This window comes from Hydrogenophaga aromaticivorans (genome assembly GCF_013387465.1).
GTDB lineage: Bacteria > Pseudomonadota > Gammaproteobacteria > Burkholderiales > Burkholderiaceae_C > Hydrogenophaga > Hydrogenophaga aromaticivorans.
Genome location: NZ_VYGV01000012.1, coordinates 64479 through 90416 on the forward strand (window position 1 = coordinate 64479; position 25938 = coordinate 90416).

Here is a 25938-nt window from a genome sequence, read left to right on the forward strand (position 1 = left end):
TTGAGCATCGCCGCCGACTTACTGCAATCGCTGCTTATGGAGAGCTTTCCATAAGCAGCGTTATGCACAGTACGCGGTTATGAACAGTTCCTTGGCTTGATCTGGCCGCAGGCCGCGATCTCCCTGGGCATACTGCCATGAGGGTGCCGTTGAACTGGACATAAGTTCGCGGCCGGCGCAAGGATGGCGATTTCACAACTGGAGATCGCCATGAAGGAGAAGGCACTGGCCAGGCTTCGGAATCCCAATGTGGTCCCACGGCGGTTCCGGGCAGACGACGATCTGTTGAAGTTCCTCAAGACCTTGTGATTACGTGCAGTTCAAAGACGCGACTGCAGCCCTGTTGCGAGGGCGGCGACGCCGCGCTGCCGGACCAACTGTGCATAACTGCGTGCTGTGCATAACGCTGCACAGCTGCCTGCCCTATTGCGATGTCGGTACTTTTCGGGGTTCAAACATTCGAAACTGGCGCTTGCACGTTTGCAAGCTCAACAGCGGGGCATGTGGCGCCAGCCCCGCGCATCGCTACCGCCGTCTCATCATTCCCCAGTCCGGCCACCCCCGCCGCAGCCCCCAACCTGTCGCGCACTTCGCGGTTCTGGCCGAGCTTGGACTTGCCCACTAGGCGGGTGACGTCGATCTCAATGCCGACGATGGCCTGCAGCAGGCCATTGATGAAATCGGGTGCCGAGTCGCCCATCGTCCATGGTTTGGCTTGTTGCGAGCGCTGCTCGTGTTCGCGCGTGAGGCGCGCCACCAGCCCGCGCACGAAACGCTCGTCGTCCATCACGCGCAGGCGGCCGTGGGCGTGCACGACCTGGTAGTTCCAGGTCGGTACGTGACGGTGGTGTTCGGGCTTGCTGGGGTACCAGTTGGGCGAGATGTAGGCCTCGCTGGCCTGGAAGATCACGAGCACGTCAGCGCCGTCCGCCGGCACCTCTCGCCACACCGGGTTGGCGCGCGCCACGTGGGCGCGCAGCGTGCCATGGGTGCCCGTGGTCTCAATCAGCTCAAACGGAATGTGGTTGGCGTCTAGGCCGTGGGGGCCTTGCGTGATGAGCGCGCCGAGCGGGTGTTCGCGCAGCACGCGCTGCAGTTCGCCGGGGCGGTGTTCTTCGAAGGCGGTCGGAATGTACATGGCGGGTGTTGGGGTCGGCAAAGAGGTCTTATCTCTTCAACGGGCGCCGGAATGGCGCAAGTCCGGCAGGTCCTCAGGGCTTGGTGTCGGTGTCCAGGGCTTTCTGGATCAGATCGGCCATGGCCTGCGCGGCCTCGCCGGGGCATGCGCGCAACCCGTTCACGGTGCCTTCCCGGTCTGCCCACGCTTCGTCTTGGCTGGCCTTGAGTTTGCCTTCGAGCCGGTCAATGGGGATCTCGATGCCGACGATGGCGCGCATCAACTGGTCAATGAACGGCGCGGGCGCATCGGCCACGCGCCACGGTGCTGCTTGTGGGGCTTCGTGCACGTCGGTGAGCCGGTTGAGCAGGGCCCGCAGCGCGTCGCGATCGTCGAACACCCTCGCCACGCCGTGCGCGTGGGCGGCGGTGTAGTTCCAGGTGGGCACGACACGGCCGTGCTCGGTCTTGCCCGGGTACCAGCCTGGCGTGATGTAGGTTTGCGGTCCCTGGAACGCAACCACGCACGGCGTGTCCGCTGACCATGTGCGCCAGACCGGGTTGGCTCGGGCCACATGGCCCAGCAGCGTGCCGTGCGGGCCTTGGCCTCGGTCCAGCAGGAAGGGGATGTGGTTCACGATCAGGCCACCAGTGCCCTGGCACACCCAGGTGCCCAGCGGGTGGGTCTCGATCAGCGCGCAGAGCGCGTCCCGGTCGTCGAGGCGGTGGTAAGGGGGCAGGTACATGCGGTGGCCTCAGGCGCTCTGCAGCGCATGGCGCACGAGCAAGGCAGACAACACCCACATGGTCAGGCCGATCAGCGCGTCCAGCACCTGCCAGGCGCGGGGCCGGGCGAACAGCGGTGCCAGCCAACGCGCACCAAAGCCCAGCGCGCTGAACCAGGCCAGGCTGGCGATGCTCGCACCGGCCACGAACCAGCCCTGCAACCCCGCCGGTTGTTGGGCGCCGATGCTGCCGACCAGCAGCACTGTGTCCAGGTACACGTGGGGGTTGAGCAGCGTGAAAGCGGCGGCTTGCGCGAGGGCGGCGCCGTGGCTCAGGCCGGTGCCGCCTTCGGCCGCCTGCAGCTGGCTCGCGGTCCGCGCGCGCTGCAGTGCCCGCCAGCCGTACCAGGCCAGGAAGGCTGCGCCGGCCAGCGCCATGGCCTGCGCCAGCGCAGGGTGGCTGCCCAGCGCCTGGGCCATGCCCAGCACGCCGGCGGTGATCAACACCGCGTCGGCCAGCGCGCAGAGCAGCACCACGCTGCCCACGTGCTCGCGCCGCAAGCCTTGGCGCAGCACGAAGGCGTTCTGCGCGCCAATGGCGACGATGAGGCCCAGGCTCAGGACCAGACCCTGGACGAAGACAGGGAACACTTGTGAAGTGGAAACAGAAGTCATGCGCCGAGCTTGCCAGTCTTGTCAGATGAAGACAAACTGTCTTTGCTTCATTAGATTAAGGAAAACTGCATCAATGCTCGACTACGCCGCCCTTCATGCCCTGGCCGCCGTGGTGCGCGAAGGCAGCTTCGAACGCGCGGCCCGCGCGCTGCACGTGACGCCTTCGGCCATTTCGCAGCGCGTGCGCCTGCTGGAAGAGCGGGTGGGTTGCGCGCTGGTGGTGCGCGGACAGCCTTGCCTGCCGACCGACACGGGCCGGCGCATGTGCCAGCACATGGACCGCGTGCGCCTGCTGGAGCGGGAATTGCACGACGCGCTGCCGGCGCTAGCGCCCGAGGTCGGAACGCGCGTGGTACTGCCGGTGGCGGTCAACGCCGACAGCCTGGCCACCTGGTTCGCGCCCGCGCTGGCCGCGTTCGCCGAGCAGGCGCCGGTGTTGATGGAAGTCAGTGTGGACGACCAGGACCACACCGGTGAGTGGCTGCGCACCGGCGCCGTGCTCGCCGCCGTGACCGGTACCGCCCGACCGGCCGCCGGCTGCAACAGCCAGCCGCTGGGCGCGATGCGCTACGTCGCGGCGGCAAGTCCAGCGTTTGTGGCGCGCTTTTTCGGGGAAGGGGTGGGTGCGGGCAGCCTGGCGCAAGCGCCCAGCCTGGTGTTCAACACCAAGGACGAACTGCAGGCGCGCTGGGTGCGGCGCCTGTGCCACCGGCATGTGGAGTTGCCCCGGCACAGCCTGCCGTCGTCGCAGGCCTTCGTGACCGCGGGGCTCGCCGGCATGGGCTGGGGCCTGCACCCCGAGGCGCTGATCGCGCCGCACCTGGCGGACGGTTCGCTGGTGGAACTGGTGCCCGGCCAGACGCTGGACGTGCCGTTGCACTGGCAGACGGCGCGAGCGGCTTCGGGCCTGCTGGACGGGCTGACGCGGCAGATGCTGGCGGCGGCGCAGCGCGCGTTGTTGCCGCTGTGAGCCACCTGTCGGGTGTCAGCCCAGCCAGGCCTTCACGCGGCCAGACAGCGCTTCGGTGCTGATGCCGTAACGGTCGTGCAGCGTGGGCAGGGCGCCCGCGTCCAGGTAAGCGTCGGGCAGGCCCGCCAGGCGGAAGCGCGCGGGTGCCACGCCGTTCTGCAGCAGGCTGCTGGCCACGGCTTCGCCCAGGCCGCCCACCACCGAGTGGTTCTCGGCCACCACCACCAGGCGCGGCTTGCGCAGCACCTCGGCCAGGATGGTCACTTCGTCCAGCGGCTTGATGGTTGGGCAGTGCAGCACGGCCACGCCGATGTTGTCTGCCTTGAGTGCCTGCGCCACTTCGAGCGCGCGCATGGTCATGAAGCCGCTGGAGATGATGAGCACCTCGTCACCGTCCACCAGGCGCTTGGCCTTGCCCAGCTCGAAGCTGTAGTCGTACTCGTCCAGCACCAGGGGCACGTTGCCGCGCAGCAGGCGCATGTAGACCGGTCCGTTGTGCGCGGCCATCTGCGGCACCGCCTGTTCGATGTCCAGCGCATCGCAGGGGTCGATGATGGTCAGGCCGGGGATGCCGCGCATCATGGCGATGTCTTCCGTGGCCTGGTGGCTGGGGCCGTAGCCGGTGGTCAAACCGGGCAGGGCCAGGCACATCTTCACGTTGAGGTTTTCTTCGGCAATCACCTGGTGGATGAAGTCGTAGGCGCGGCGCGTGCCGAACACCGCGTAGGTGGTGGCGAAGGGGATCAGCCCTTCCTTGGCCATGCCCCCGGCAGCGCCCATGAGCAGTTGCTCGGCCATGCCCATCTGGTAGAAGCGCTCGGGGTAGGCCTGCGCGAACAGGTGCAGGTCGGTGTATTTGGCCAGGTCGGCGGTCATGCCCACGATCTCGGGGCGGCTGGCGGCCAGCTCGACCAGGGCCTTGCCGAACGGTGCGGTCTTCACGCGCTGGCCTTCGCCTGCAATGGAGGCGATCATGGCGGAGGTGGTCAGGCGCGGTTTCTTTTCGACGACGGTGTTCATGCGGATGCTCCTTCGGGCGCGGATTGGTCAAGGATGGCGAGGGCCTGCTGCCACTCGGGCGGGTCCACGCGGATGAAGTGGTTCTTGTCGCGTGTTTCGAGGAATGGAACGCCCTTGCCCATCAGCGTGTTGAACAGGATCACGCGCGGTTTGGCTTCCTTCAGGTTGCGCGCGGTGTCAAAGGCGGCGAGCACGGCAGCCAGGTCGTTGCCGTCGATGCGCTGCACGTGCCAGCCAAAGGCCAGCCACTTGTCGGCCAGCGGCTCGAAGCCCAACACCTTGCTGGAGGGGCCGTCGGCCTGCTGGTTGTTGATGTCGACCAGACAGATCAGGTTGTCCAGTTGGTGGTGCGCGGCCGACATGGCGGCCTCCCAGGTCGAGCCCTCGTCGAGCTCTCCGTCGCTCATGGAGTTGTAGACGAAGGCCGGGTTCTTCTTCTGCTTCAGGCCCAGCGCCATGCCCACGCCGATGACCAGGCCCTGGCCCAGCGAACCACCCGACATCTCCATGCCCGGCGTGTAGGTGGCCATGCCCGACATGGGCAGGCGGCTGTCGTCGCTGCCGTAGGTTTCGAGTTCGTCTTCCGGGATGATCTTCGCCTCGATCAGCGCGGCATAGTGGGCGATGGCGTAGTGGCCGTGCGAGAGCAGGAAGCGGTCACGGCCTTCCCACTCGGGGTCCTCGGGTTTGAAGTTGAGCGCGTGGCCGTAGGCAGCGGCGAGCACGTCGGCCCAGCCCAGGGCCTGGCCAATGTAGCCCTGGCCCTGGACTTCGCCCATGCGCAGGGCGTAGCGGCGGATGCGGTGGGCGCACTGCGCGAGCGCAGGCAGTTTGTCAGCGGATGACGTCATGGAAATGCTCCTGAAAGGGAAAGGGGTGCTCAGCGCAGGATGGATGCGGGCACGTAGGACACGATGGCGAGCACGAGGAAGGCCACGAGGTAGAAAGGACCCATGGCGCGCACGGTTTCGCCCACCTTCACCCGGGCCAGCGCGCTGGTGATGAACAGCGTGGTGCCCACCGGCGGCGTGTACAGGCCGACGGCGAGATTGACCACCATCATGATGCCGAGCTGGACCGGGTCCATGCCGATGCTCTGGGCCAGCGGGAGGAACACGGGGGTGAGCAACAGCACGGCAGCCGGCAGGTCCAGGAACATGCCGATGAACAGCATCATCAGGTTCATCAGCAGGATCACCATCCATTTGGCGCTCACGTTCTCCTGCACCCACTGTGCGATGTGCTGGGGCATCTGGTCGAAGGTCAGCAACCAGCCGATGGCGGCCGAGGCCATGATCACCAGCAGCACCACACCGGTGGCCAGGCCCGCTTCCAGCACCGCGTGGTGCAGCCGCTTGAGGCTCAGGTCGCGGTACATCAGGGCCGAGACCAAGCCTGCGTACAACGTGGAGAGGATCGACACTTCGGTCGGTGTGGCAAAGCCGAAGCGCAGGAAGATGACGATCAGCACGGGCAGCGCCAGGGCCGGGGCGGAGTGCCACAGGTTGCGACGGAACGCCACACGGTCGCGCGGAGCGGTCTCACGCGGCAGGTTGCGCCGCTTGCCCACCCACCAGCAGGCGAACATGAAACCGCCGCACAGCAGCAGACCGGGCAGAACGCCGGCGTAGAACAGCGCCGCGATCGACGCATTGGCGCTCAGCGCGAACAGGATCAGCGGAATCGAAGGCGGGATGATGATGTCGATGGTGGCCGCCGAAGCCAGCGAGGCGGCCGAAAACGCCATCGGGTAGCGCAGTTTGCGGTGCCAGGGCATGACCAGCGCGCCGATGGCCGAGGCGTCGGCCACGGCAGAGCCGGAAACACCGCCGAACATCGTGGACGACAACACGTTGACCTGCGCCGGGCCGCCATGCCAGCGGCCGACGGTGGCGGTCAGCACACCGATGATGGCCTGGCCTAGGCGGCCACCCATCATCAGCGCACCGGTGAGCATGAAGAAGGGAATGGCGATCAGCGGAAAGCTCTGCACCTGCGCCACCATCTGCTGCACCAGCAGGTCCAGCGGGATGCGGTCGCTGGTGGCAGCCGCCGCCATGGCCGCGATCAGCAGGGCGTGTGCGATGGGCACCGCCGCGACGGCGCCACACAGGAAGACAAAAAGAATGAGTGCGCTCATGATGGGCTCCGGGCGGGTTACCAGTGAACTTCCTGGGGGTCAATCGACGCAGCCGGGAGGGCGCCGTCGGACTGGAAAACGCGCCAGGCCGACTGCGCGGCCAGCAGCGCCAGCATCACCATGCCGCCCATGACACAGCCGTAGGTGACCGACCCCGGCACCTGCAAAATCGGCGACTTCTCGTCGTGCACGATCTCCAGCATGGACAACGTGGCCCAGGCCAGGGTGGCGTACAAACCGGCCACGACCAGCCAGCCGAGCACGCCAATGACGCGACGGGCGGCGGGCGGCACCGCCTCCACCAGGAACACCGTGGCGATGTGCGCGCCTTTTTCGGCGGCCATCACCACGCCAGCCATCACCAGCCAGGGGAACAGCAGTTCGGGCAATTCATTGGCCCACTGCAGGCTCGACCCGCTGACGTAGCGCAGCACGGTATTGGCCGTGAGGATCAGGAAGATCACGGCCGTGGTCAGCCACAGCACCAGGCTGCAGACGGCCACGATGGCGCGTTCCAGGGGATTTCGTTGCAGGGTTTGCATGGGATGTCTCCAGGGCGCCGGCCCGTACCCCAAACAGGGCACGAACCGACGTCATCAGGTGTATCGGACGGTGACGGTCAGAGGGCACGGGCCGCCGCGATCACCTTCTTGACGTAGGCGCCGATGGGCGAGGCGACCCACTTGTCGTCCACGGCGCTGGTGGCCTTGGCAAAGACCGCCTTGTCCACCGTGGTCACTTGCACGCCCTTGGCCTTGAGGTCGTCCAGCAGCTTGGCGTCGGCGTCGGCCGAGAGCTTGCGCTGCAGCGCGGTCGCCTCGGTGGCGGCTTCCTGCACGGCCTTCTTGTCCATGTCAGACAGCCGGTCCCAGGTGCGCTTGCTCATCAAAAAGGGCGTCATCTGGAACATGTGGCTGGTCAGCGCCAGGTGCTTCTGCACTTCGTACAGCTTGCTGGCGTGGATGTTCACCAGCGGGTTCTCCTGGCCGTCCACCACGCCCTGTTGCAGCGCGACGTACAGCTCGGCGAACTTGATCTGCTGCGCCTCGGCACCCAGCGCCTGCATGATGTCCACCAGCACCGCGTCGGGCGGGGTGCGCATCTTCAGGCCCTTCATGTCCTCGACCTTGCTGATCGGGCGCTTGCTGTTGGTCATGTGGCGGATGCCGTTGTCCCAGTAGCCCAGCACCACCATGCCCTTGTCGGCCGACTTCTGCGCCAGCTCCTGGCCCAGCGGGCCGTCGAGCACCTTGAAGGCCTGTGCCGGCGTGGAGAACATGAAGGGCATGCCGTAGGCGGCGTACTCGGGTACGGCCACCGACAGGGCGCCTTGCGAGTTGGCCGTAATGTCCAGCGCGCCGGTGCGCACGGCGGTGACCATGGCGGCGTCGTCGCCGAGCTGGCCCGAGGGTGCTACCTGCACCTCGATACGGCCAGCGCTCTTGGCCTTGACCACCTCGGCGAATTTGACGGCGGCTTCGTGGCGCGGGTTGCCAACAGCGGCTCCGTGTCCGAGGGTCAGTTTCGTGGCCTGGGCCTGAGCGGCCAGGGGCAAGGCCGCGGCCAGGGCGCAGGCGGCGAGCAGGGTGCGGGTGAAGGTTTTGCGTTGCATGGTTTGTCTCCAGTCGGTTTGTGGTGGGAACGAAAAAATTCAGTGAATCAGCATGCCGCCGTTCACGTCGAGCGTGATGCCGGTGCAGTAGGTCGAGAGTGGGCTGGCCAGGAACACACAGGCACCTGCGATGTCGTCGGCGCGGCCCAGGCGGGCCAGCGGGATGGTCTCGGCGATCTCGGCCTTTTTCTCTTCGGTGAGCTTGCCCTTGATGATGTCGGTGCCGATCAGGCCGGGCGTGATGCAGTTGATGCGGATGTTTTCAGGGCCGAACTCGCGCGCCATGGCGCGGGCCAGGCCGAGCACGCCGGCCTTGGCGGCCGAGTAGTGCGGGCCGCCGAGGATGCCGCCGCCGCGCTGCGCCGACACCGACGAGATGCAGACGATGGAACCGCTCTGCTGCGAGCGCATGGTGGGCAGTACGGCCTGCGACATGTAGAGCGTGCCGCGCAGGCTCACGTCGAGGATGCGGTCGTAGTCGGCGCCGGTGATCTCCAGCGTCTTCACCGGTTGGGTGATGCCGGCGTTGTTCACCAGCGTGTCGATGCGGCCGAAGGCCTTGAGCACGGCGGCGGCGGCGGCTTCGCACGAGGCCTTGTCGGTCACGTCGGCCACCAGGCCGATATGGCCCGCGCCCAGCTGGGCCGCAGCTGCGACGGGGTCGGCGCGTTCGAGATCGAGGATGGCGACCTTGGCGCCCTGTGCGGCCATCAGGCGGGCGGTGGCGAAGCCGAGGCCATTGACGCCGGCACCGCCGGTGATGATGGCAACCTGGTCTTTGAGCAGCATGTGTCTTGTCTCCTGTGGGTTGAACAAAATCAGGAGACGCACCGCCCGGTGGGACTTGTGGGTGGTGGCACTGGGTGTGCCTTGTCTCCTGTTCTGGGAGTGGATTCTGAAAGCCGTCCAAGGTGATGACAAGCGATTAAATGTCAGCGTAAGATGACAAACCGTCATCTAACAGCAGGGTTGACCCCATGGCCGCATTGCCCCCCATTGCCAACCTTCAGGCGTTCGAGGCCGTGGCGCGGCGCCGTAGTTTTGCACTGGCCGCGGCCGAGCTGCACCTCACCGCATCGGCGATCAGCCACCAGGTGGCGCGGCTCGAAGCCATGCTCGACATCCGTCTGTTCGAGCGCAGCGCGCACGGTGTGCGCCTGAGCCCTGCGGGCGAGCACTACCTGTTGCACGTGGGCGCCGCGCTGTCGGCCATCACCACCGCCACCGACGACCTGCGCCAGGGCATCCGCAACAGCCTGTACGTGCACTCGGCCCCCAGCATCGCCAGCCTCTGGCTGATGCCGCGCCTGCACCACTTCGCATCGGCCTACCCCGATATTTCGCTGAACCTCTCGGCCGCCCACACGCCCAGCGACTTCGCGCTCGGCCAGGCGGACATCGACATCCGCTACGGCATCCCGCAGTGGGGGGATCTGGTGGTGGAGCCCTTGTTCTTGGAGTCCATCGTGCCCCTGGCCAGCCCGGCCTTCATCAAGCAGCACAAGCTAAAGCGGGTCGAGCAGTTGCTGGAGGTGCCGCTGATCCAGAGCAATGTGAGTATCGTGCAGTGGTCGGACTGGTTTGGCCGATTCACGAAGCTGCGTGCGCCCGACCGCTTTTCTTTGCGCTTCGACCGCGCGCAGATGTCGCTGGACGCGGCCACGCAAGGCCTGGGCGTGGCGCTGGAGAGCGCCATGAACGCGGGCGGACACCTGGCCGGCGGCAAGCTCAAGGCGGTGTTCGGCATGGAGCAGGCGGTTCGCGTGAAGGCGCACTTTGCGGTGTACCCGGAGCGGCATGCCAAACGCCCGGCGGTCGAAGCCTTTCTGTCGTGGCTGCACGGTGAGGCGGCAAAGACCGGATAGGAGTCCTTCCAGACACCGGCATCAATGACCGCGTTAGGCTGAAGCTGCGTGAAACCTCTGATGAGTCCTTTTTCAGGAGTCCCCACCCTTTGGCAAACTCACAAAAACGCAACCTGGGCCAATCTGAGAGGCCGTCTTTTGAACTGGCGTCGGCCGCGATGGGTTTTTACACAGCCTCGGCTGCGTGCGGTCACTCGGATACGAACACGTAGTCTTGTGTCGGCACCGCAACCGGTCGTTCACTGCGCTGAAATTCGAACGACCGCCCAAACACCTGGATCGGTCGCTCGACTAGGAAGGCCGGCTCAAGGATCGCAAACGACAGCTCACACATTGGACGATTTGTCGCATCAAATCCGGAGTCGTCTTTCAACTTGCAACCTGATCATCCGTTTCAGTTTGATTTCTCACTCACACCTTCAACTCCCGACGCCGAACCAGGATCGTGTCGAGATGGCTCATGACCGTTTCCCCATGTTGATTGATCAGCGAAAACCTGACCGTCACGATGCCCCGATCCGGCTTCGATTCGGAGATCCGCCGATTCACCCATTCCAGCCTGAGCACCACGGTGTCGTCCGGCCGCAAGGGGGCAATGAACCGCACTTCGTCGTAGCCGAGTGACGCAATGACCGCCATCGTTGGCAGTTGGTGGATCAACCGCTGCTTCACCGCCAGCATGTAGAGGCCTGGCGCCGTGAGACTGCCAAACGCCTGGATACCCGCTTGCTCATCAACATGAAAAGGGAGCGGGTCCCAGACTTTGGCGAACGCCACCAATTCGATCCGATCGATGCGGTGGGCTGGACTACTCAGGCAGCGGCCTGGCTCCATGTCTTCAAAGTACAGAGCAGCAGGCTGCGCACGTCGTGTGTTGGCGTCGTCCTGTCCAGCGCTGGTCATAAGAAATGCGGTCATGGCCGTGTCCATGGAAGTCAAGCCTCGGACGGACTCAGTCGCCTTTGAATCCGGTCGATTTGACGATGGCCCCCCAGCGGGTGGCTTCGGCTTTGAGCCTGCGGTCGGTGTCTACAGTGGAAGCGCCCGTGACGCTGAACCCGGCGTCCACGAGCTTCTGAGTCACTTCGGGTGACTGCACCGACTCCACCAGCCGCTTGTTCAATGCGTCCACCAGAGCCGCTGGCGTGGCCGACGGCGCCAAGACACCCAACCAGGCTGAGAAGCGCAGTTTAGGCATGCCCGCCTCGGTCGTGGTGGGTACCTCGGGCAACAGCGGCGACCGCTTGGTGGCCGTGATGGCCAACGCGCGCATCTTGCCGCCCTTGATCTGGGCGTGCGCCACGGCGGTCGAAATCCAGGCACCGCTCACCTGTGCCGACATGATGGCGGTGATCGCATCGCCCGTGGAGCGAAAGTGCACAGGCTCTACCTTGACGCCCGCCTGATCGCCGAACTCTGCGGCCCCGAAGTGACCCGGTGTGCCAGCACCGAATGTGGCGAAGTTGAGGGGATCGGCCTTTCCCTTGTTTGCCTTGACCATGTCATCGAGCGTGCGGTATGGCGAATTCGCCGGGACCGCCAGCACAAAATCCGCATACGCCAGTTCGGCCACGCCCACAAACTCTTTGGCGGCGTCGTAGGGCAGCTTGCTGAAGGCGGCCGGCGCAATGCTCACCGACCCCGCTTCGGCCAGCAGCAGGTTGTACCCATCGGCAGGACCCCGAGCCACCGTCAGCGTGGCGATCTGTCCGCCAGCACCCGGCTTGTTGTCGATGACGACAGGCTGCTTGACCAGTTCGCTCAGGCGTTGGCCGACAACGCGTGCCAGCACATCGGGGCCACTGCCTGCAGGAAAACCGACCGTGAGTCGAATGGGTTTGTCCGGGAAGGTTTGGCTCTCGGCCGCAAACGGCAAAAGGGCCAAGGTGGAAAAAGTGGCCAGCACTAGGCGGCGACCTTGCTGAAAGAAAGTGCGATTCATCGTTGTCTCCAGATCGTTGTTCTGAACCTGGGCCGCTGCATGCGTGCAGCAGCCCTCGGGTCTCAACCAGGTGTTTGAGCTTCGGCACGTGCCTTGTCGGGCGAGCCTTCCAGCCCACCGAGCAATGCGCGCTGGTCACCGGGTATGACCATGCGGAACTTGCTGTCCACCGTGGTGTAGTCGAAGTAGCCCATGCGGGCGATGGGGCGGATCTTGAGGATGTCGACCAACCCATCCGGGTCCAGCACCTCATCGGCGATGTGCACCGCCACCACCTTGCCGAAAACGACGTCGGCGCTGCCCATCACACCGTTGCCGGGGAAGCGCAGGGTGTTCAGGTAGGTGCACTCGAACTGGATCGGTGAACCCTTGACGCGCATGGGTTTGACCAGTCGCGACGCGAGCTTTTCAAGTCCGGCGCGTTCGAACTCATCCACATCGCGTGGCAGTTCCTGTGCGCTGATGTTGACGGCCTCACGGAGATCCCAGGTGGCCATGTTCCAGACGAACTCGCCCGTGTCTTCGGCGTTGCGCACGCTGTCCTTGCGGACGCCCTTGCTGTCTTGATTGGCCGCAAACATCACGATGGGCGGGTCGAACGTGACGTTCTGGAACTGGCTGTAAGGCGCCAGGTTGTGGTTGCCGTCACGGTCCAGGGTCGATATCCAGCCGATGGGCCGGGGGACGACGCAGGACTTGAACGGGTCGTACTTGAGTCCGTGAGGAATCACACCAGGTTCGTAGTACATGGGGTGTTCCTCAGTTGCGGGCAGCACCCACCAGCACAAACAGCATGGTCGCAGGCTTGTCGCTTTTGTTGCGCCAGGCGTGGCGGGTACCGTTCTGGATCACGACATCCTTCGGTGCGATCCGGCGGGTGGCGCCATCGTCCAGCTCCAGATGGATTTCGCCCTCCAGCAACACGGCATAGTCGACGGTGTCGGTGCAGTGCATGCCCGGGTTGTCCATCTCGAACTTCTCGGCCAGCCCGGGCAGCACGGCCATGTACTCACCACCGGCGGCAGCTGGGTCGAAGTCGGGGCTGCCCATCACCGAGTCGGGCGGAAACGTGATGAACATGAGGTTGCTGCCTCCGGGCGCGGGCACCCATGAAGTCGCAGCCACCGCAGGATCGCCGGCCTGAGCAGGCACCTTCGCGCCGGGCAGCGTTTCCCACAACAGGGAAGTCACGAAACCCCGAACATGCTGAAAGGCCGTGGTGCGGGTGGTCGCCGAATCGGAGACAAAGACGGATTTGCCGGCTGCGTTGTGGCCGGTGACGATGCGTCGGATGGTCATGGTGCTGGTCTCCTCAATGCATGATCACAACGTTGGTGAATCCGCCGGTGCGCTTGTCGATCGCGTCCAGCGCTTCATTGACCTGGTCGAGCGGGAACCGCTCGTGTTCGAACACGCCGAGGTCCAGCGTGCCGGCGTGGGCCATGGCAGCCATGTCTTGTCCCTCGGCCGTGGTGAACCAGAGCGAGCCGATGTACGACTTCTGCAGACACATGAGCGGGAACGGCTCCAGCGGAATCGGGTCGGCCACGCCGCCGATGTTGATGGCCTTGCCACCGCGACGCAGCGCGTTGAAGGAATCCAGAACGGTCGCCACCGGCGCGTTGGGGCCCAGTGTCTCGATCAGTGCGTCCACGCCGTAGCCGCCGGTGGCTTCCATCACGATCTCTGCGGTCGGTCTCTCGCCCAGGGTGATCGGAACCACCCGGCGAGGATCGATCTGGTGCAGCTTTTTCAGCAACGCCTGGTTGCGGCCCGTCGCAAACACCTTGGCGGCCCCCATGGCCAGCGCCAGGATGACAGCGCCCAGGCCCAATGTTCCGGTACCACCATCAACGAGCACCGTCTGCCCGGGCGAGAACTGCGCCTTGCGCAAGGCGGAATACGACGTGCCCATGTAGCCAAAACGAGCACCCTGTTCAAAGCTGATCGAATCGGGCAGCTTGACCAGATTGGCCGCAGGCGCCGTGAGGTACTGCCCAAAACCACCATAGGGGTAGTCTTCGTAGATCTGCTGCGAACCCGGGCCAAAGCCAAAGTAGCCCTGAAAGGTGTAGGCCGTGCAGTTGATGTGATCGCCCCGCCGACAGGCCTGGCAGGTGCCGCAGGAAAGACCTGGATTCACATAGACGCGGTCACCGGGTTTGATGTCGGAACGCACCTGGCTGCCAACCTGGCTGACGATGCCCGCCGAATCGAGGCCGTAAATGGCGGGCAGTTGGGGCAAGGGCAGGAAGGGAAACCACTGCGGGTAGTTCGTGACGACGTTGCGCAGGTTGGGCACCACGCCTGCCGCCTTGACTTCCACCAGCACATCGGTCGGACGCACCTCCGGAATGGGGATGGTGTCGATCTGAAACGGATCGCCAATCTTGTGCAGGCGGGCTGCACGCATCATCTTGGTCATGTTGTCTCCTTGTGGTTGGTGATGTGACGCCATGCGGACCAGGCATGGCGGGGGCGAGCATTGCGATGGGCCAGTGCCTGGGCTAGCGCGCCAGGAACTCGGTGACCATGCGGTTGAACTTGTCGGCGTGCTCCCACTGCGCCCAGTGGCCGCACTGGTTGAAGATGTGCATCTCGGCGTTGGGAATGCCCCAGATGACGCGCAGTCCAATGTCCAGGGGGACGAAGCGGTCGTCACGGCCCCAGATGACCAGCGTGGGGGCCTTGATCTCACCCAGACGGGGACCGTAGTCGGTGAACTGCTTGGGGTTCGCCTCCACGCTCTTGACGAAGTTCTCCAGATGGTCGCGTCGCGCCAGGATGTTGGCCAGGCGTTGCTGGTAGAGGTCTTCGGTGAGGCTGCTGGCATCAAAAACGAAGACGTTCATCATGCGTTTGATGTTCTCCACCGTGGGCTCACGGTAGAGCGCGCCAATGAGCTTGATGCCTTCGGTGGGCATGGGCACAAACTGGCTGGGGCCACCGGTGCCACCGCCCATGAGCACGAGCTTGTCCGTGCGCGCCGGGTTGGCCAGGGCGAACGCCACGGCGCTGTGAGCGCCCATGGAGTTGCCGATCACTTGCACTCGGTCGATCCCCAGGCCGTCCAGCACGGCCTTGAGGCAGCGTGCATTGAGTTCGGAACGCGAGCCGGTGCTCACGATGCTGTCGCTCTTGCTCCATCCCGGGCAGTCGAGCAGGATCACCCTGCAACCCGACTGCACCATGGGTTCGATGTTGCGGTGGAAGTTGGCCCAGCCGCTGGCACCTGGGCCCGACCCGTGCAACATGACCACGGTGCGGTCACCCTGGCCGACGTCGTTGTAGTGCAGCTTCAGAGGCTGGCCGTTTTCTTCGATGGTGATGAAGCGGCTGCTCGCCGCCTCGGTGATGGGCGTGTTCATGGTGTGTCCGTGAGGGTGTGGATGTGGGATATCGCTGACGGCGATGGCGGCGTTTTCAGCCTGCCTCGCTCATCACCGGCTGGGCGTGGATGCGCTCGTGTTCTTGCGCCTTCAGCAGGTCCAGCGCGACGTCAACGATCATGTCTTCCTGACCGCCGACCATGCGACGCTTGCCCAGCTCGACCAGGATGTCCACTGCCTTCAGACCGTATTTCTTGGCAGCCACTTCGGAGTGGCGCAGGAAGCTGGAGTACACGCCGGCATAGCCCAGCGCCAGCGTCTCGCGGTCCACGCGTACCGGCCGGTCCTGTAGCGGGCGCACGATGTCGTCGGCTGCGTCCATCAGCTGGTAGAGATCGCAGCCGTGGTTCCAGCCCAGGCGAGCTGCCGCGGCGATGAACACCTCCAGCGGCGCGTTGCCGGCACCCGCACCCATGCCGGCCAGGCTGGCGTCCACACGGTCGCAGCCTTCTTCCACCGCCACGATGCTGTTGGCCACACCCAGGCTCAGGTTGTGGTGGGCGTGCATGCCGGTTTGTGTCTCGGGCTTGAGCACGTCTTTGAAGGCGCGGAAGCGCTCGCGCACGTCGTTCATGCTGAGCGCGCCGCCCGAGTCCACCACGTAGCAGACCGTGGCGCCGTAGCTCTCCATCAGCTTGGCCTGCTGGGCCAAGCCCTCCGGCGTCTGCATGTGGCTCATCATCAGGAAGCCCACGGCTTCCATGCCGAGATGGCGCGCGTATTCAATGTGCTGGCGCGAGATGTCGGCTTCGGTGCAGTGGGTGGCCACACGCACGATGCGGGCCCCCGCATCGTAGGCAGCCTTAAGGTCGTGCACGGTGCCGATGCCAGGCAACAGCAGCGTAGCGATCTTGGCGTGCTTCACCACGCTGGCCACGGCTTCGATCCACTCGATATCGGTGTGCGCACCGAAGCCGTAGTTGAAGCTGCCGCCCTGCAGGCCGTCGCCGTGCGCCACTTCGATTGAATCGACCTTGGCGTCGTCGAGTTCCTTGGCTATTTGCATGGCCTGCGCCACGCTGTACTGGTGGCGGATCGCGTGGCTGCCGTCGCGCAGCGTGACGTCGGAGATGTAGATCTTCTTTGTGGTCATGTGTTTCTCCTTCAGGCGACCACGGCGGCCAGCATGCGTGCGGCCATGTGTTCGGCAGTGCGCAGCGCGGCGCTGGTCATGATGTCGAGGTTGCCTGCATAGGCGGGCAGGTAGTGGGCAGCGCCTTCGACCTCCAGGAACACCGAGGTTTTGAGGCCGGTCAGGTTCTTACCGACGCCCGGGATGTTCAGACCTTCGATGCGGTCAAACTGCACCTTCTGCTTGAGGCGGTAGCCGGGTACGTAGGCTTGGACGTCGGCGGCCATGCGTTCGATCGATCCGGCAATGGCGTCCTCGCTGGCGAGCTCGCTCAGCGTGTAGACCGTGTCGCGCATGATCAGCGGCGGCTCGGCCGGGTTGAGCACAATGATGGCCTTGCCCTTGGCCGCACCGCCCACCACTTCAATGGCCTTGGAGGTGGTCTCGGTGAACTCGTCGATGTTGGCGCGCGTGCCGGGACCGGCGCTCTTGCTGGAGATGCTGGCGACGATCTCGCCGTAGTGCACCTTGGCCACGCGCGAGACCGCGGCCACCATGGGGATGGTGGCCTGGCCACCGCAGGTGACCATGTTGACGTTGAGCGCGTCGAGGTGGTCTTCGCCGTTGACCACCGGTATGCAATAAGGGCCGATTGCCGCAGGCGTCAGGTCGATCAGGCGGATGCCAGGCTTCAGGCCGCGCAGGAAGGCGTCGTTCTGGATGTGGGCGCCGGCGCTGGTGGCATCGAACACGATGTCGATGTCGGCGAACTCGGGCATGCGGGTGAGGCCGGCCACGCCCTCGTGGGTGGTGGCCACGCCCATGCGGGCGGCGCGGGCCAGGCCGTCGGAGGCCGCGTCGATGCCGACCATGGCGCCCATCTGGATGTGCTGGCCGTGGCGCAGGATCTTGATCATCAAGTCCGTGCCGATGTTGCCGCTGCCAACGATGGCGGCTTTGAGCTTGCGTGTCATGTGGTTTCCTTTGGGGTGGCGGCCGTCAGACTGCGGAGAAGCGCGTGCGCACCGTGCCCACGCCATCGATGCGCGCCTCGAAGCGGTCACCGGGGTTGGCGGGCACCATGGGGCCGAGCGCACCGCTGAGCACCAGATCACCCGCGCGCAGGGGTTGTCCGAGCGAGGCCAGCTTGCGGGCGAGCCACACCGCTGCATTCAGTGGGTGACCGAGGCAGGCAGCGCCGCTGCCGCTGGACACGACCTCTTCGCCGCGCAGCATGCTCATCGTGCTGTACTTCAGATCCAGCCCGTTCAACTTGGTCGGAACCCCGCCGAGCACCACCAGGCCGCTGGAAGCGTTGTCGGCCACGGTGTCGGTGAAACGGATGTTCCAGCCAGCGATGCGGCTGCCAACGATCTCGATGGCGGGCAACACGTAGTCGGTGGCGGAGATGAGGTCTACCAGCGTGGTATCGGCTTCAGGCAAATCGCGCCCGAGCACCAGGGCCACCTCGGCCTCCACCTTGGGTTGCAGGGTACGAACCATCGGGATTTCTTCGTCGTCGCCGTACACCATGTCGGCGAACAGGGTGCCGAAATCGGGCTGGTCCACGCCCAGCTGCTTCTGGACTGCGAGGGATGTCAGGCCGATCTTGCGACCCACAATACGGCGCCCTTGGGCAACTGCGTGGCGAACGTTGGCCATCTGGATGGCATAGGCCATGTGGCCTTGTGGGTCAGCGCCAATTTCATCGCGCAGAGGTGGGATCGGTTCGTTGCGTGATTCGGCTGTGCGCAAGCGCTCAGCCCACGCGTCAATGCGGGGGTCCATGGAGATTCCTTTAAAGGGTGGGCTCAAGCCACATGACACCGAAGCCGGCGATGTACTCGGGGATGGCCTGGTAGTGCCGCTGGATGCAGCGAGGCGTACCCAGACCGGGCAAGGCGCTGCGTGCAACCAGCCAGCTCTTGGACTCGTGGGCCGAACGGCCGCCTTCCTGGGCGATCGAGTCTTCCGTCATCGCGCACAAGGCGTCCAGCGCGGTGCTGTCACCGGCCAGTGCGTCCATCCAGCGTTGATCCCACGCCGGGTTGAGTGCTTTCATGGCGCTCTGCCCCGAGGCGAGTGCCATGCCAGCGGCCATCACGCGCTGCGTCTTGGCCTCGCGTTCTGCTGCGGTGGGGTTCTGGCGCAGGGTGATGCGGTCGCGAACAGCGGGGTCCGGGTCCGACAACATGGGCACGGGTGGCTCGTGTGAGAGCCCGCCTGAGCCTATGAACAAGGTGCGGCGCTTTTCTCCCTGCATGAAACGTCCGATGGCCTCACCCAGCGCGCGGCAACGGCGCAGGCGGGGAATGCCGGGCGGTGCCACCGCATTGAGAAAGACGGGAATCACCGGTGGCGTCTCCAGACCGCCCCACAGCAGTTGCAGAGGTTGCGCGAAACCGTGGTCCACCTGCATGCGGCGCGACAGGGCAACATCGAAGTCCGCTTCCATCAGCGAATGCACCAGGGCTTCTGCCGCAGTGGCATCGACGTTCAGGTCACCCGGCGGCGTCAGGTAGTCGCCCACCGAGTGCGCTTGCGTGCCTACGCAGAAAGGCGGCATCAGTTCATTGAAGAACCCGTTGTAGTGATCGGGCGCGACCAGCACGATCAGCTCGGGCTTGAACGCCAGCGCCTGCTCGCGCGCAGCGGCGATAGCGCCTTGGAGTTCACGCTCCACCGCCGGGCTGATGGGGTTGAGGCCCATCAGCGGTGTGTGGGACATGCCCAGGAAGGCCCGGGCGCTCACGCGATCTCCAGCGACTTGGCCAGTACGGCCGTCAAGGCCTTCTCCAACGCATGCCACGCGTCGTTGGTATTGGCGACACCGATGAAGTGCCGCCATGCGACCACCCCATCCGGACGGACCAGCAACGCGCCGGCTTCCTCGATCTCGCGCACCGCTTGCCAGTCGCAATAGACATCTTGCGCACCCGCTGCGCCGATGACCAGCGTGTCCAGGTACGGAAGCCCAAGGGACTTGGCACCTTTGACCCAGGCGTGACCCGCGATGCCGGTCACCAATGTGAAGCGACCTTTGCCCACCAGATCCAGGGTGGACACGCGGCGACCATCGACACCGATCAGCCAGGCGTGCGGAATCTTGGCACCCGGGCGCGTCGTGGCCTGCAGGTACAGCTGTGGGTCGCGCTTCCACACCTCTTCTCCAGCCTGCGGATCGGAGACCACAGCGCCCGACACGCAGCGCTGGTTCAGCTCAACCCCCTGAGCGTTGAACTCGTAGTTCTTGAGCTCCAGTGCCTTGGCCATGGCCTCTCGGCGTGCGACCCCCTCGGGACCTGGATCGGCCAGTTTGGTGAGGCCTGTGGCCACTGGATCCGCTGCAGTTTTGTCACGGAAGCACTCGTTGAGTGGGCCGTAGTCCACGCGGGACTGGTTCGCGCGTTTCACGATCTGCTCGCCCACAGGTGCCCGCTCCAGCGAGTAGGAGTCCAGCAGTTGCTCGCCAGCGTGGCCCTTGACCACATAGGCCAACTTCCAGGCCAGGTTGAAGGCGTCCTGCATACAGGTGTTCGATCCCAGGCCGCTCGACGGCGGGTGGCGGTGCACGGCGTCGCCACCGCAGAACACGCGTCCCTTGGAGTACACCGGTGCATAGGCTTGGTTGACGTGCCACACCGATGTGGTCTCGATTTCGATATCGAGATTTGGATCACCGACCAGAAGTCGGACCTTCTTCAGCACCTCTTCGGGCGAAAAGTCCGGCTCGCCCTTCTCCATGTCAAATCCCCAGCCAGCGATCCACTTGTTCCAGGGATCGATGGCACGCAGCAGGCCCATGCCGATCTCACCAAAAGCGGCGTTAGAGGTGACGATCCAGTACAGGATGCTGGGTCGATGGGCCACATAGCGCGTCAGGTCGGCGCGGAACAGCACGTACGCCGTTCCTGCGCGGGCCAACTGGCCCTCGACCTTGAGGCCAGCGTCATCCATGACTTTCGAGCGAGCACCGTCCGCCCCCACCAGGTAGCGTGCGCGCACCTGACGCTCCTGACCGGTCATCACGTCGCGCAGCAAGACCGTGACCCCCGTGGCGTCCTGCTCATGGCTGAGGTACTCGGTGTTGAAAGACAGCACCGCACCTTGAGCCGCTGCGTGCTTGACCAGGATCGGCTCCATCTTGTCCTGCGGGATGTCGAGCATCGTGCAGGGACTGCCTTGCAGGTAGTCACCGATGCGCTTGTCACCCGTGCCCCAGGTTCGCAACCGCGCAATCTCCGGTCCGGCCAGGCTGGTGGTGAACAGGGTGTCGCCCATCCATTCCCAGGGCGTGGCTTCGCGTCGCGTGTCCGCTTCCACACCGAGATCGCGCAGCACTTCGACCGCGCGCTGGTTGGTGATGTGGGCGCGCGGGGTATTGGCGGTCCAGTTGTAGCGGTTCACCATCTGAACGCGCACGCCGTATCGGGCCAGGGCGAGTGCGGTGGTGGCGCCCATCGGGCCGGACCCGATGACGAGGACGTCGGTTTCTTCCATGGGTTTCATTGAGGCCTCCAAAGGTTTACTTGACGGTGGCTTGAATCACCGTTCCATACGCGTCGATATCGCGCAGCAGCCGTGCAGACAGTTCGCTGGGTTCGGCGGGGTACGGGTCGCCCGAAGTGATCATCTTTTCGCGCATGGCCGGCAGGCGCAGTGCAGCGTTGATCTCGCGCGAGAGGCGATCCACCACGGGTTGTGGGGTGCCCGCAGGTGCCACGAAGTACAGGTAGTTGGCGATGCTCAGGCCGGGGTAACCCGCCTCGGCCAGGGTCGGCACATCGGGCAGCATGGGGTGGCGCTGGGCGCCCAGTGTGGCCAGGGCCACCAGCTTGCCCGCCCGGATGTGCTGTGCGGCGTAGTGAACCGGCATCACCATGGTGTCAATCTGCCCGGCCAGCAGGTCGGTCGCCGCTGGCGCTAGACCCTTGTACGGAACATCGACAAAGGCGCCCTTTGTCAGGTTGTTCAGCTGGTGCATGTGGATGGACCAGGGACTTCCGGTTCCCATCGTGCCGAAGTTCGTACCTGGCGCCTTGGTGGACATGGCCACAAGATCCTTGACGCTGCGCGCAGAGACCTTGGGGTTGACCACCAGGACCAGAGGCACCTGGATCATCCCGGCCACCGGCACAAAGTTGCGCACAGCGTCATAGGGCACCTTGGCGCCCAGAATGTCGGCCGACTTGGGCAGCTTGGCCATCGCATGGTTGATGGCGTGCGAGTCGGACACCACACCCAGCGTGTAGCCGTCGGCGGGTGCGCGTGAAACGGCTTCGGTCCCGATGATCGACGACGCACCGGGGCGGTTGTCGATGATCACCGTCTGCTTGATGTTGGTGGACACGATCTCGGCAATCGCCCGAGCAGCCGAGTCGGCGTTACCGCCCGCTGGATACGGAACAATGATCCTGAGGGGTTGGCGTGCTGGCCACTCTTGCGCCATAGCGGGTTGGCCCATGGCCATACCCAGGCCAAGTGCAGCCAAAGAAATGAGTTCGCGACGGTTGATCGACATGTTGTCTCCTGGACGTTTGGAATTGATCGCTTTCTGCAGTTGCTTCTGCAGTGCGACGCAGTGTCTTGGAGCTGTCGATCCGCGTATAGTCTGTGCACAGAGTGCACCATGAAGAATTTCGCCCCCATTGCAGAAGACGCCACCACGTACCGGGAAGTCCGCGGTCTGACCCGAGGGTTGGCGGTGCTGCGCGCACTCAACGAAATGCCTGGCGGTGTGGGCAGCGTGACCGACCTTGCGCGGCACACCGGTATCCATCGCACCACGGTCAAACGTCTGCTGGAAACCTTGCGGGGGGAGGGATTTGTCCATCAAAAGGACGAAGGCACCTTCTATTCACTCGGCTTTGAAGTACGGCGCCTGTCAGAAGGCTATGTGGCGGTGGACTGGATCGACCAGGTCGCCGCGCCCGCCATGAAAGACCACTTGCGCGCACTGTCATGGCCGAGCGATCTGGCCACGCCCGATGGGGGCTTCATGATCGTGCGGGAATCGACCCACCGCGCCAGCCTGCTGTCGCAACACCGGGCCACGATTGGTATCCGCATTCCCATGCTGGTGTCTTCACTGGGCCGTGCCTGGCTCAGTTGGTGCGACGTGGAAGAACGAGAGGCCACCCTGGCCTTGCTGCGCGCCAGAACGGATGCGATCGGTGTGTTGGCGCGCGATGGGGACTACGTGAAACGGATCATCCGAGAGACGAGAAAGCGCGGCTATTCGATGAACCGGGGGGAATGGGCGTCGGAAGCCAGCGTTGTCGCCATCGGCTTCCCGATACTCGTAGGCCACCACGCCATCGGGGCCATCAATCTCGTTCTTCAGCAAAACGCGGTGTCAGATCGGGAGATCGCTACGCGCTACGTGCCACGGCTGCGGGCGCTCTCAAACGAGATTTCTGCGGGGGTGGCCGGCTCGGTTCGAGGATGACCATAGCGCAGTTAGGGATAACGGGTTAACCCTTGCTTTTCACGTCATTGCCAAGCTGTCCATGTAATTGAGGGACAACAGACAGCAGTGGCAGCAGGTTCGTCCTGCCACTTCAACCGACATTGTTTAGCTGAGGTCATCGGTTCGGCAAAGCCAATCGGCCGGTTCTGGCCGAATGCGCATGGTTGGCCGCCGCGCTCAAGCGCAGTCCACGGACTCGGGTGACTGAGATTTTCAGACTTGACTCTGCGCGAGATGCCGGTGTCAAGCGCATGCTCTGGGACCCTCAACTCGATGGGAGACCATCATGGAAAACTCAGGCAATGCTGTTCATCACGAGCCGTGGAACAAGGGCAAGATCGTCGGGCAAAAGGCACCCTTCAAGGTGAAGGACATCTGGGCTCTGCGCGTACGTCTTCAGATGGAAGGCCGGGTCCGCGAACTCGCACTCTTCAACCTCGGCATCGACAGCAAGCTTCGCGGATGCGACCTCGTTGCACTCAAGGTCCGTGACGTGTCCCATGGTGACCAGGTGGCCACTCGTGCCATCGTCATGCAGCACAAGACCAAGCGCCCAGTCCAGTTCGAGATCACGGGAGTTACCCGAGAAGCCCTGCAGGCCTGGATCAAACAGGCTGCACTGAAATCAGATGACTTCCTCTTCCCCAGCAGGCTTCACGAGTCGCCTCACTTGGGAACTCGGCAGTACGCCCGGATTCTTGGGCATTGGGTGGATGAACTTGGCCTTGATCGTTCCGAGTATGGGACCCACTCGATGCGAAGGACCAAGGCCACGTTGATCTATCGCCGCACCAAAAACCTCCGAGCCGTGCAACTGTTGCTCGGCCATTCCAAGCTGGAATCGACCGTGAGGTACCTGGGTATCGAAGTCGACGACGCCCTTGAAATCTCCGAACAGACGGAAATTTGAAGTGGTCATCGGAGGCGGCCTTTGCGCCGGCACCGGGCGGCCGCCTTCAAAGGCTGCAATGTGGAGTCGATCAGGATCGGTGCTTTCAACACCAACTGCGGTAGTTCACTTTGTCGCGACCAAAGTCGTTTGAAGATCAGTACCACCAGTCCAGATGATGCGGAAGCTGTCCGTGCGGCGACAGCCGGGGCCGAAATCCTATGACGGCAGTACCTCATACAGCCGCCATTCGGGCCGTCGCCTGTCGCTCTGCACATCGACAGCTTAGTAACAGTCAGCGTGAGTACACCCGTCGCCAGTGACTGGCTCCAACCGCTGCGAAGCCGCACTCCTAACTGTGAAAGTCGCTCCAGGCTGGGTGCTGCCAGTGACCTTGCTCGTCTGAATATCAGCAGCCGATATCACCTGTCAATCAAGGATGGAAGGGTCGAACGACCGCTGTACCTCCGTCACCGGCCTCTCAACATATGCCAGCCTGACCGTGCTTCAAGAACGACTCCTCGCGCCCGAGGATTTTTGGGCTGCCGGTGGACGGAATCAGGCAGGTGTTGGCCTCGGTGCTGCAGATTACCCCCTGGTTTCGCACGCGATGCGGAGGTGCATCGACAGCCTGGAGATCGGAGCCTCCCATCTCGGCGCAAATTGCCAGACTCAGATACTCGGCTGCCAGATCCGAACAGGGATTCGGGTCGCCAAATCCTAGACTCCATCAGGCCCACAGACTGGTGAGCTGCGGACCACTGTGGTTTATCCATACAACCGCGCAATGGAGACAAAGAATGACGACGACCCAATTGAAGACCGCGCTGGACGCGGTGCTCAAGCAGAACGTGGAACGCCACGGTGGATCCCCAGGCGTGGTGGCCATGGCGACCAACCGGCAAGGGAATTTTTATGAAGGCGCCGCCGGCTCGCGCGAGCTGGGCAAGGATGGCGCCATGACCACCGATTCGGTGCTCGCCCTCTTTTCCACCACCAAGGCCTTGGCCGGCGTGTGCCTGATGCAACTGGTGGAAGAGGGCAAGGTGAGCCTGAGCGACCCTGCTGGAGCGTACGTGCCGGAGATCGATGAACTGCAGGTGCTGGACGGTTTTGATGACGCGGGCCAGCCCAGAACGCGTCCGCCCAAGCGGCGCATCACCATCAACGACCTGATGCTGCACACGTCCGGCCTCTGTTACGAGTTCTTCAGCAACGACGACCTGAAGTTCCGCGCCGCCAAGGGCATCCCCACTGTGGTGTCGTGCACGCACGCGTCGATTCGCACGGTGCTGCTGCACGACCCCGGCGCCGCATGGACCTACGGCGTGAACATGGACTGGGTTGGATTGATCATCGAGAACCTCCGCGGCAAGCGCTTGGGCGATGTGATGCGTCAGCGGGTGTTCGAACCGCTGGACATGAAGGACATGGCCTTCACCATGAGCGAGTCCATGGCGCAGCGCCGCGCGACCATCCACGACCGCGCGATCGACGGCAAGCTAACACCGCTGCCCGATCTGGCTTTGCCGCAGCCACCCGAGATGGACTGCGGCGGGCATGGCCTGTATGGCACGGTGGGCGAATACATGAAGTTCATCCGCATGATGCTCAACGATGGCGCCGGACCGAACGGCCGTGTTCTCAAGGCCGAGACGGTCGCCGCGATGTGCAAGGACGGACTGGCCGACATGGGGCTGTCGGCTGGTGGCTGGACGACCTCCGTCCCCTCGCTAAGCAACACGGGCGAGTTCTTCCCGGGCACCGGCAAGGGTTGGGGCTACACTTTCATGACCAACCGTGAAGACACGCCAAGCGGGCGGCCTGCCGGCTCGCTGATGTGGGCGGGTCTGGCCAACTGTTTTTACTGGATTGACCGCAAGAACGGCATCGGCGGCTACTGGGGTACTCAGATATTGCCGTTCCAGGACGCGGCGTCCTACCCCGGGTTTGTGGAATTCGAGACAGCGGTCTACCATCACCGCTGAGCCGATCTGAGGCCACGCCGGGTCGGGTTGCCCGGCGTGCAATGACATCAGCGATGGAGACAAACC

Annotated in this window: 26 protein-coding genes; 5 read left to right on the top strand and 21 right to left on the bottom strand. The window is 64.3% G+C overall.

Translation table 11 applies throughout. The features are described 5' to 3' along the window. Positions 1-451: 451 nt before the first annotated feature. The 3 genes from F3K02_RS13705 to F3K02_RS13715 form a co-directional block, all read right to left on the bottom strand. Entirely contained in the window at positions 452-1138 is a 687-nt protein-coding gene (locus F3K02_RS13705; protein WP_177136180.1) for an FMN-binding negative transcriptional regulator, read from the bottom strand. A gap of 73 nt (positions 1139-1211) precedes the next feature. Beyond that, entirely contained in the window at positions 1212-1862 is a 651-nt protein-coding gene (locus F3K02_RS13710) for an FMN-binding negative transcriptional regulator (protein ID WP_177136181.1), read from the bottom strand. 9 nt (positions 1863-1871) lie between these two features. Then, positions 1872-2516 (bottom strand): LysE/ArgO family amino acid transporter, encoded by a 645-nt coding sequence (locus tag F3K02_RS13715; protein ID WP_177136182.1) that lies wholly within the window; start codon positions 2514-2516, stop codon positions 1872-1874. Positions 2517-2589: 73 nt separating this feature from the next. Here F3K02_RS13715 and F3K02_RS13720 point away from each other — a divergent pair, with 73 nt between their 5' ends. Further along, on the top strand, positions 2590-3486 hold the full coding sequence (locus F3K02_RS13720; RefSeq protein WP_177136183.1) for a LysR family transcriptional regulator ArgP: 897 nt from the start codon (positions 2590-2592) through the stop codon (positions 3484-3486). Between the two features lie 15 nt (positions 3487-3501). Here F3K02_RS13720 and F3K02_RS13725 read toward each other — a convergent pair whose 3' ends face one another. The 6 genes from F3K02_RS13725 to F3K02_RS13750 form a co-directional block, all read right to left on the bottom strand. Continuing rightward, positions 3502-4506 carry a transketolase family protein gene (locus F3K02_RS13725; protein WP_177136184.1) on the bottom strand — a complete coding sequence of 335 codons (1005 nt, stop codon included), beginning with the start codon at positions 4504-4506 and terminating at the stop codon, positions 3502-3504. Further along, positions 4503-5357, bottom strand: coding sequence for a transketolase (locus F3K02_RS13730; protein ID WP_177136185.1), 855 nt, complete (start codon positions 5355-5357; stop codon positions 4503-4505). The genes F3K02_RS13725 and F3K02_RS13730 overlap by 4 nt, the downstream gene beginning before the upstream one ends. 29 nt (positions 5358-5386) lie before the next feature. After that, the gene (locus F3K02_RS13735) at positions 5387-6646 is read right to left on the bottom strand and encodes a TRAP transporter large permease (RefSeq protein WP_177136186.1); all 1260 of its coding nucleotides are present in this window, start codon (positions 6644-6646) and stop codon (positions 5387-5389) included. A 17-nt stretch (positions 6647-6663) separates the two neighbouring features. Beyond that, positions 6664-7188 carry a TRAP transporter small permease gene (locus F3K02_RS13740; protein WP_177136187.1) on the bottom strand — a complete coding sequence of 175 codons (525 nt, stop codon included), beginning with the start codon at positions 7186-7188 and terminating at the stop codon, positions 6664-6666. 77 nt (positions 7189-7265) lie between these two features. Further along, the gene (locus F3K02_RS13745) at positions 7266-8258 is read right to left on the bottom strand and encodes a TRAP transporter substrate-binding protein (protein WP_177136188.1); all 993 of its coding nucleotides are present in this window, start codon (positions 8256-8258) and stop codon (positions 7266-7268) included. Between the two features lie 39 nt (positions 8259-8297). Beyond that, entirely contained in the window at positions 8298-9047 is a 750-nt protein-coding gene (locus F3K02_RS13750) for an SDR family NAD(P)-dependent oxidoreductase (RefSeq protein WP_177136189.1), read from the bottom strand. Between the two features lie 188 nt (positions 9048-9235). Here F3K02_RS13750 and F3K02_RS13755 point away from each other — a divergent pair, with 188 nt between their 5' ends. Next, entirely contained in the window at positions 9236-10123 is an 888-nt protein-coding gene (locus F3K02_RS13755) for a LysR substrate-binding domain-containing protein (RefSeq protein ID WP_177136190.1), read from the top strand. Positions 10124-10534: 411 nt separating this feature from the next. On the opposite strand, the gene F3K02_RS13760 is transcribed toward F3K02_RS13755, so the two are convergent. The 12 genes from F3K02_RS13760 to F3K02_RS13815 form a co-directional block, all read right to left on the bottom strand. Then, complete coding sequence (locus tag F3K02_RS13760) at positions 10535-11041, bottom strand: MaoC/PaaZ C-terminal domain-containing protein (protein ID WP_177136191.1); 507 nt, start codon at positions 11039-11041, stop codon at positions 10535-10537. 34 nt (positions 11042-11075) lie between these two features. Then, entirely contained in the window at positions 11076-12065 is a 990-nt protein-coding gene (locus tag F3K02_RS13765) for a Bug family tripartite tricarboxylate transporter substrate binding protein (RefSeq protein WP_177136192.1), read from the bottom strand. A gap of 62 nt (positions 12066-12127) precedes the next feature. Further along, positions 12128-12814, bottom strand: coding sequence for a flavin reductase family protein (locus F3K02_RS13770; RefSeq protein ID WP_177136193.1), 687 nt, complete (start codon positions 12812-12814; stop codon positions 12128-12130). A gap of 10 nt (positions 12815-12824) precedes the next feature. Beyond that, positions 12825-13364 carry a cupin domain-containing protein gene (locus tag F3K02_RS13775; protein WP_177136194.1) on the bottom strand — a complete coding sequence of 180 codons (540 nt, stop codon included), beginning with the start codon at positions 13362-13364 and terminating at the stop codon, positions 12825-12827. Between the two features lie 13 nt (positions 13365-13377). Beyond that, entirely contained in the window at positions 13378-14490 is a 1113-nt protein-coding gene (locus tag F3K02_RS13780; protein ID WP_177136195.1) for an alcohol dehydrogenase catalytic domain-containing protein, read from the bottom strand. Between the two features lie 82 nt (positions 14491-14572). Further along, positions 14573-15433, bottom strand: coding sequence for an alpha/beta fold hydrolase (locus F3K02_RS13785; RefSeq protein WP_177136196.1), 861 nt, complete (start codon positions 15431-15433; stop codon positions 14573-14575). A 55-nt stretch (positions 15434-15488) separates the two neighbouring features. After that, a complete protein-coding gene (gene dmpG, locus F3K02_RS13790; RefSeq protein ID WP_177136197.1) occupies positions 15489-16547 on the bottom strand; it encodes a 4-hydroxy-2-oxovalerate aldolase in 1059 nt (352 codons plus the stop codon). An 11-nt stretch (positions 16548-16558) separates the two neighbouring features. Next, positions 16559-17500, bottom strand: a complete 942-nt coding sequence (locus F3K02_RS13795; protein ID WP_177136198.1) for an acetaldehyde dehydrogenase (acetylating) — start codon at positions 17498-17500, stop codon at positions 16559-16561. Positions 17501-17525: 25 nt separating this feature from the next. Further along, positions 17526-18314: a 2-keto-4-pentenoate hydratase gene (gene mhpD / locus F3K02_RS13800; protein WP_177136199.1), complete on the bottom strand. Its 789-nt coding sequence runs from the start codon at positions 18312-18314 to the stop codon at positions 17526-17528. A gap of 10 nt (positions 18315-18324) precedes the next feature. Further along, on the bottom strand, positions 18325-19278 hold the full coding sequence (locus F3K02_RS13805; protein ID WP_343067089.1) for a 3-carboxyethylcatechol 2,3-dioxygenase: 954 nt from the start codon (positions 19276-19278) through the stop codon (positions 18325-18327). Continuing rightward, positions 19275-21035, bottom strand: coding sequence for an FAD-dependent oxidoreductase (locus F3K02_RS13810; protein ID WP_177136201.1), 1761 nt, complete (start codon positions 21033-21035; stop codon positions 19275-19277). The genes F3K02_RS13805 and F3K02_RS13810 overlap by 4 nt, the downstream gene beginning before the upstream one ends. Before the next feature lie 16 nt (positions 21036-21051). Then, positions 21052-22047, bottom strand: coding sequence for a Bug family tripartite tricarboxylate transporter substrate binding protein (locus F3K02_RS13815; RefSeq protein WP_177136202.1), 996 nt, complete (start codon positions 22045-22047; stop codon positions 21052-21054). Positions 22048-22155: 108 nt separating this feature from the next. Between F3K02_RS13815 and F3K02_RS13820 the strand changes: the two genes are divergently transcribed. The 3 genes from F3K02_RS13820 (at position 22156) to F3K02_RS13830 (ending at position 25872) form a co-directional block, all read left to right on the top strand. Continuing rightward, positions 22156-22974, top strand: a complete 819-nt coding sequence (locus F3K02_RS13820) for a DNA-binding transcriptional regulator (RefSeq protein ID WP_177136203.1) — start codon at positions 22156-22158, stop codon at positions 22972-22974. Between the two features lie 307 nt (positions 22975-23281). After that, positions 23282-23905, top strand: coding sequence for a tyrosine-type recombinase/integrase (locus F3K02_RS13825; RefSeq protein ID WP_177136204.1), 624 nt, complete (start codon positions 23282-23284; stop codon positions 23903-23905). 779 nt (positions 23906-24684) lie between these two features. Continuing rightward, the gene (locus tag F3K02_RS13830; protein WP_177136205.1) at positions 24685-25872 is read left to right on the top strand and encodes a serine hydrolase domain-containing protein; all 1188 of its coding nucleotides are present in this window, start codon (positions 24685-24687) and stop codon (positions 25870-25872) included. Positions 25873-25938: the final 66 nt, after the last annotated feature.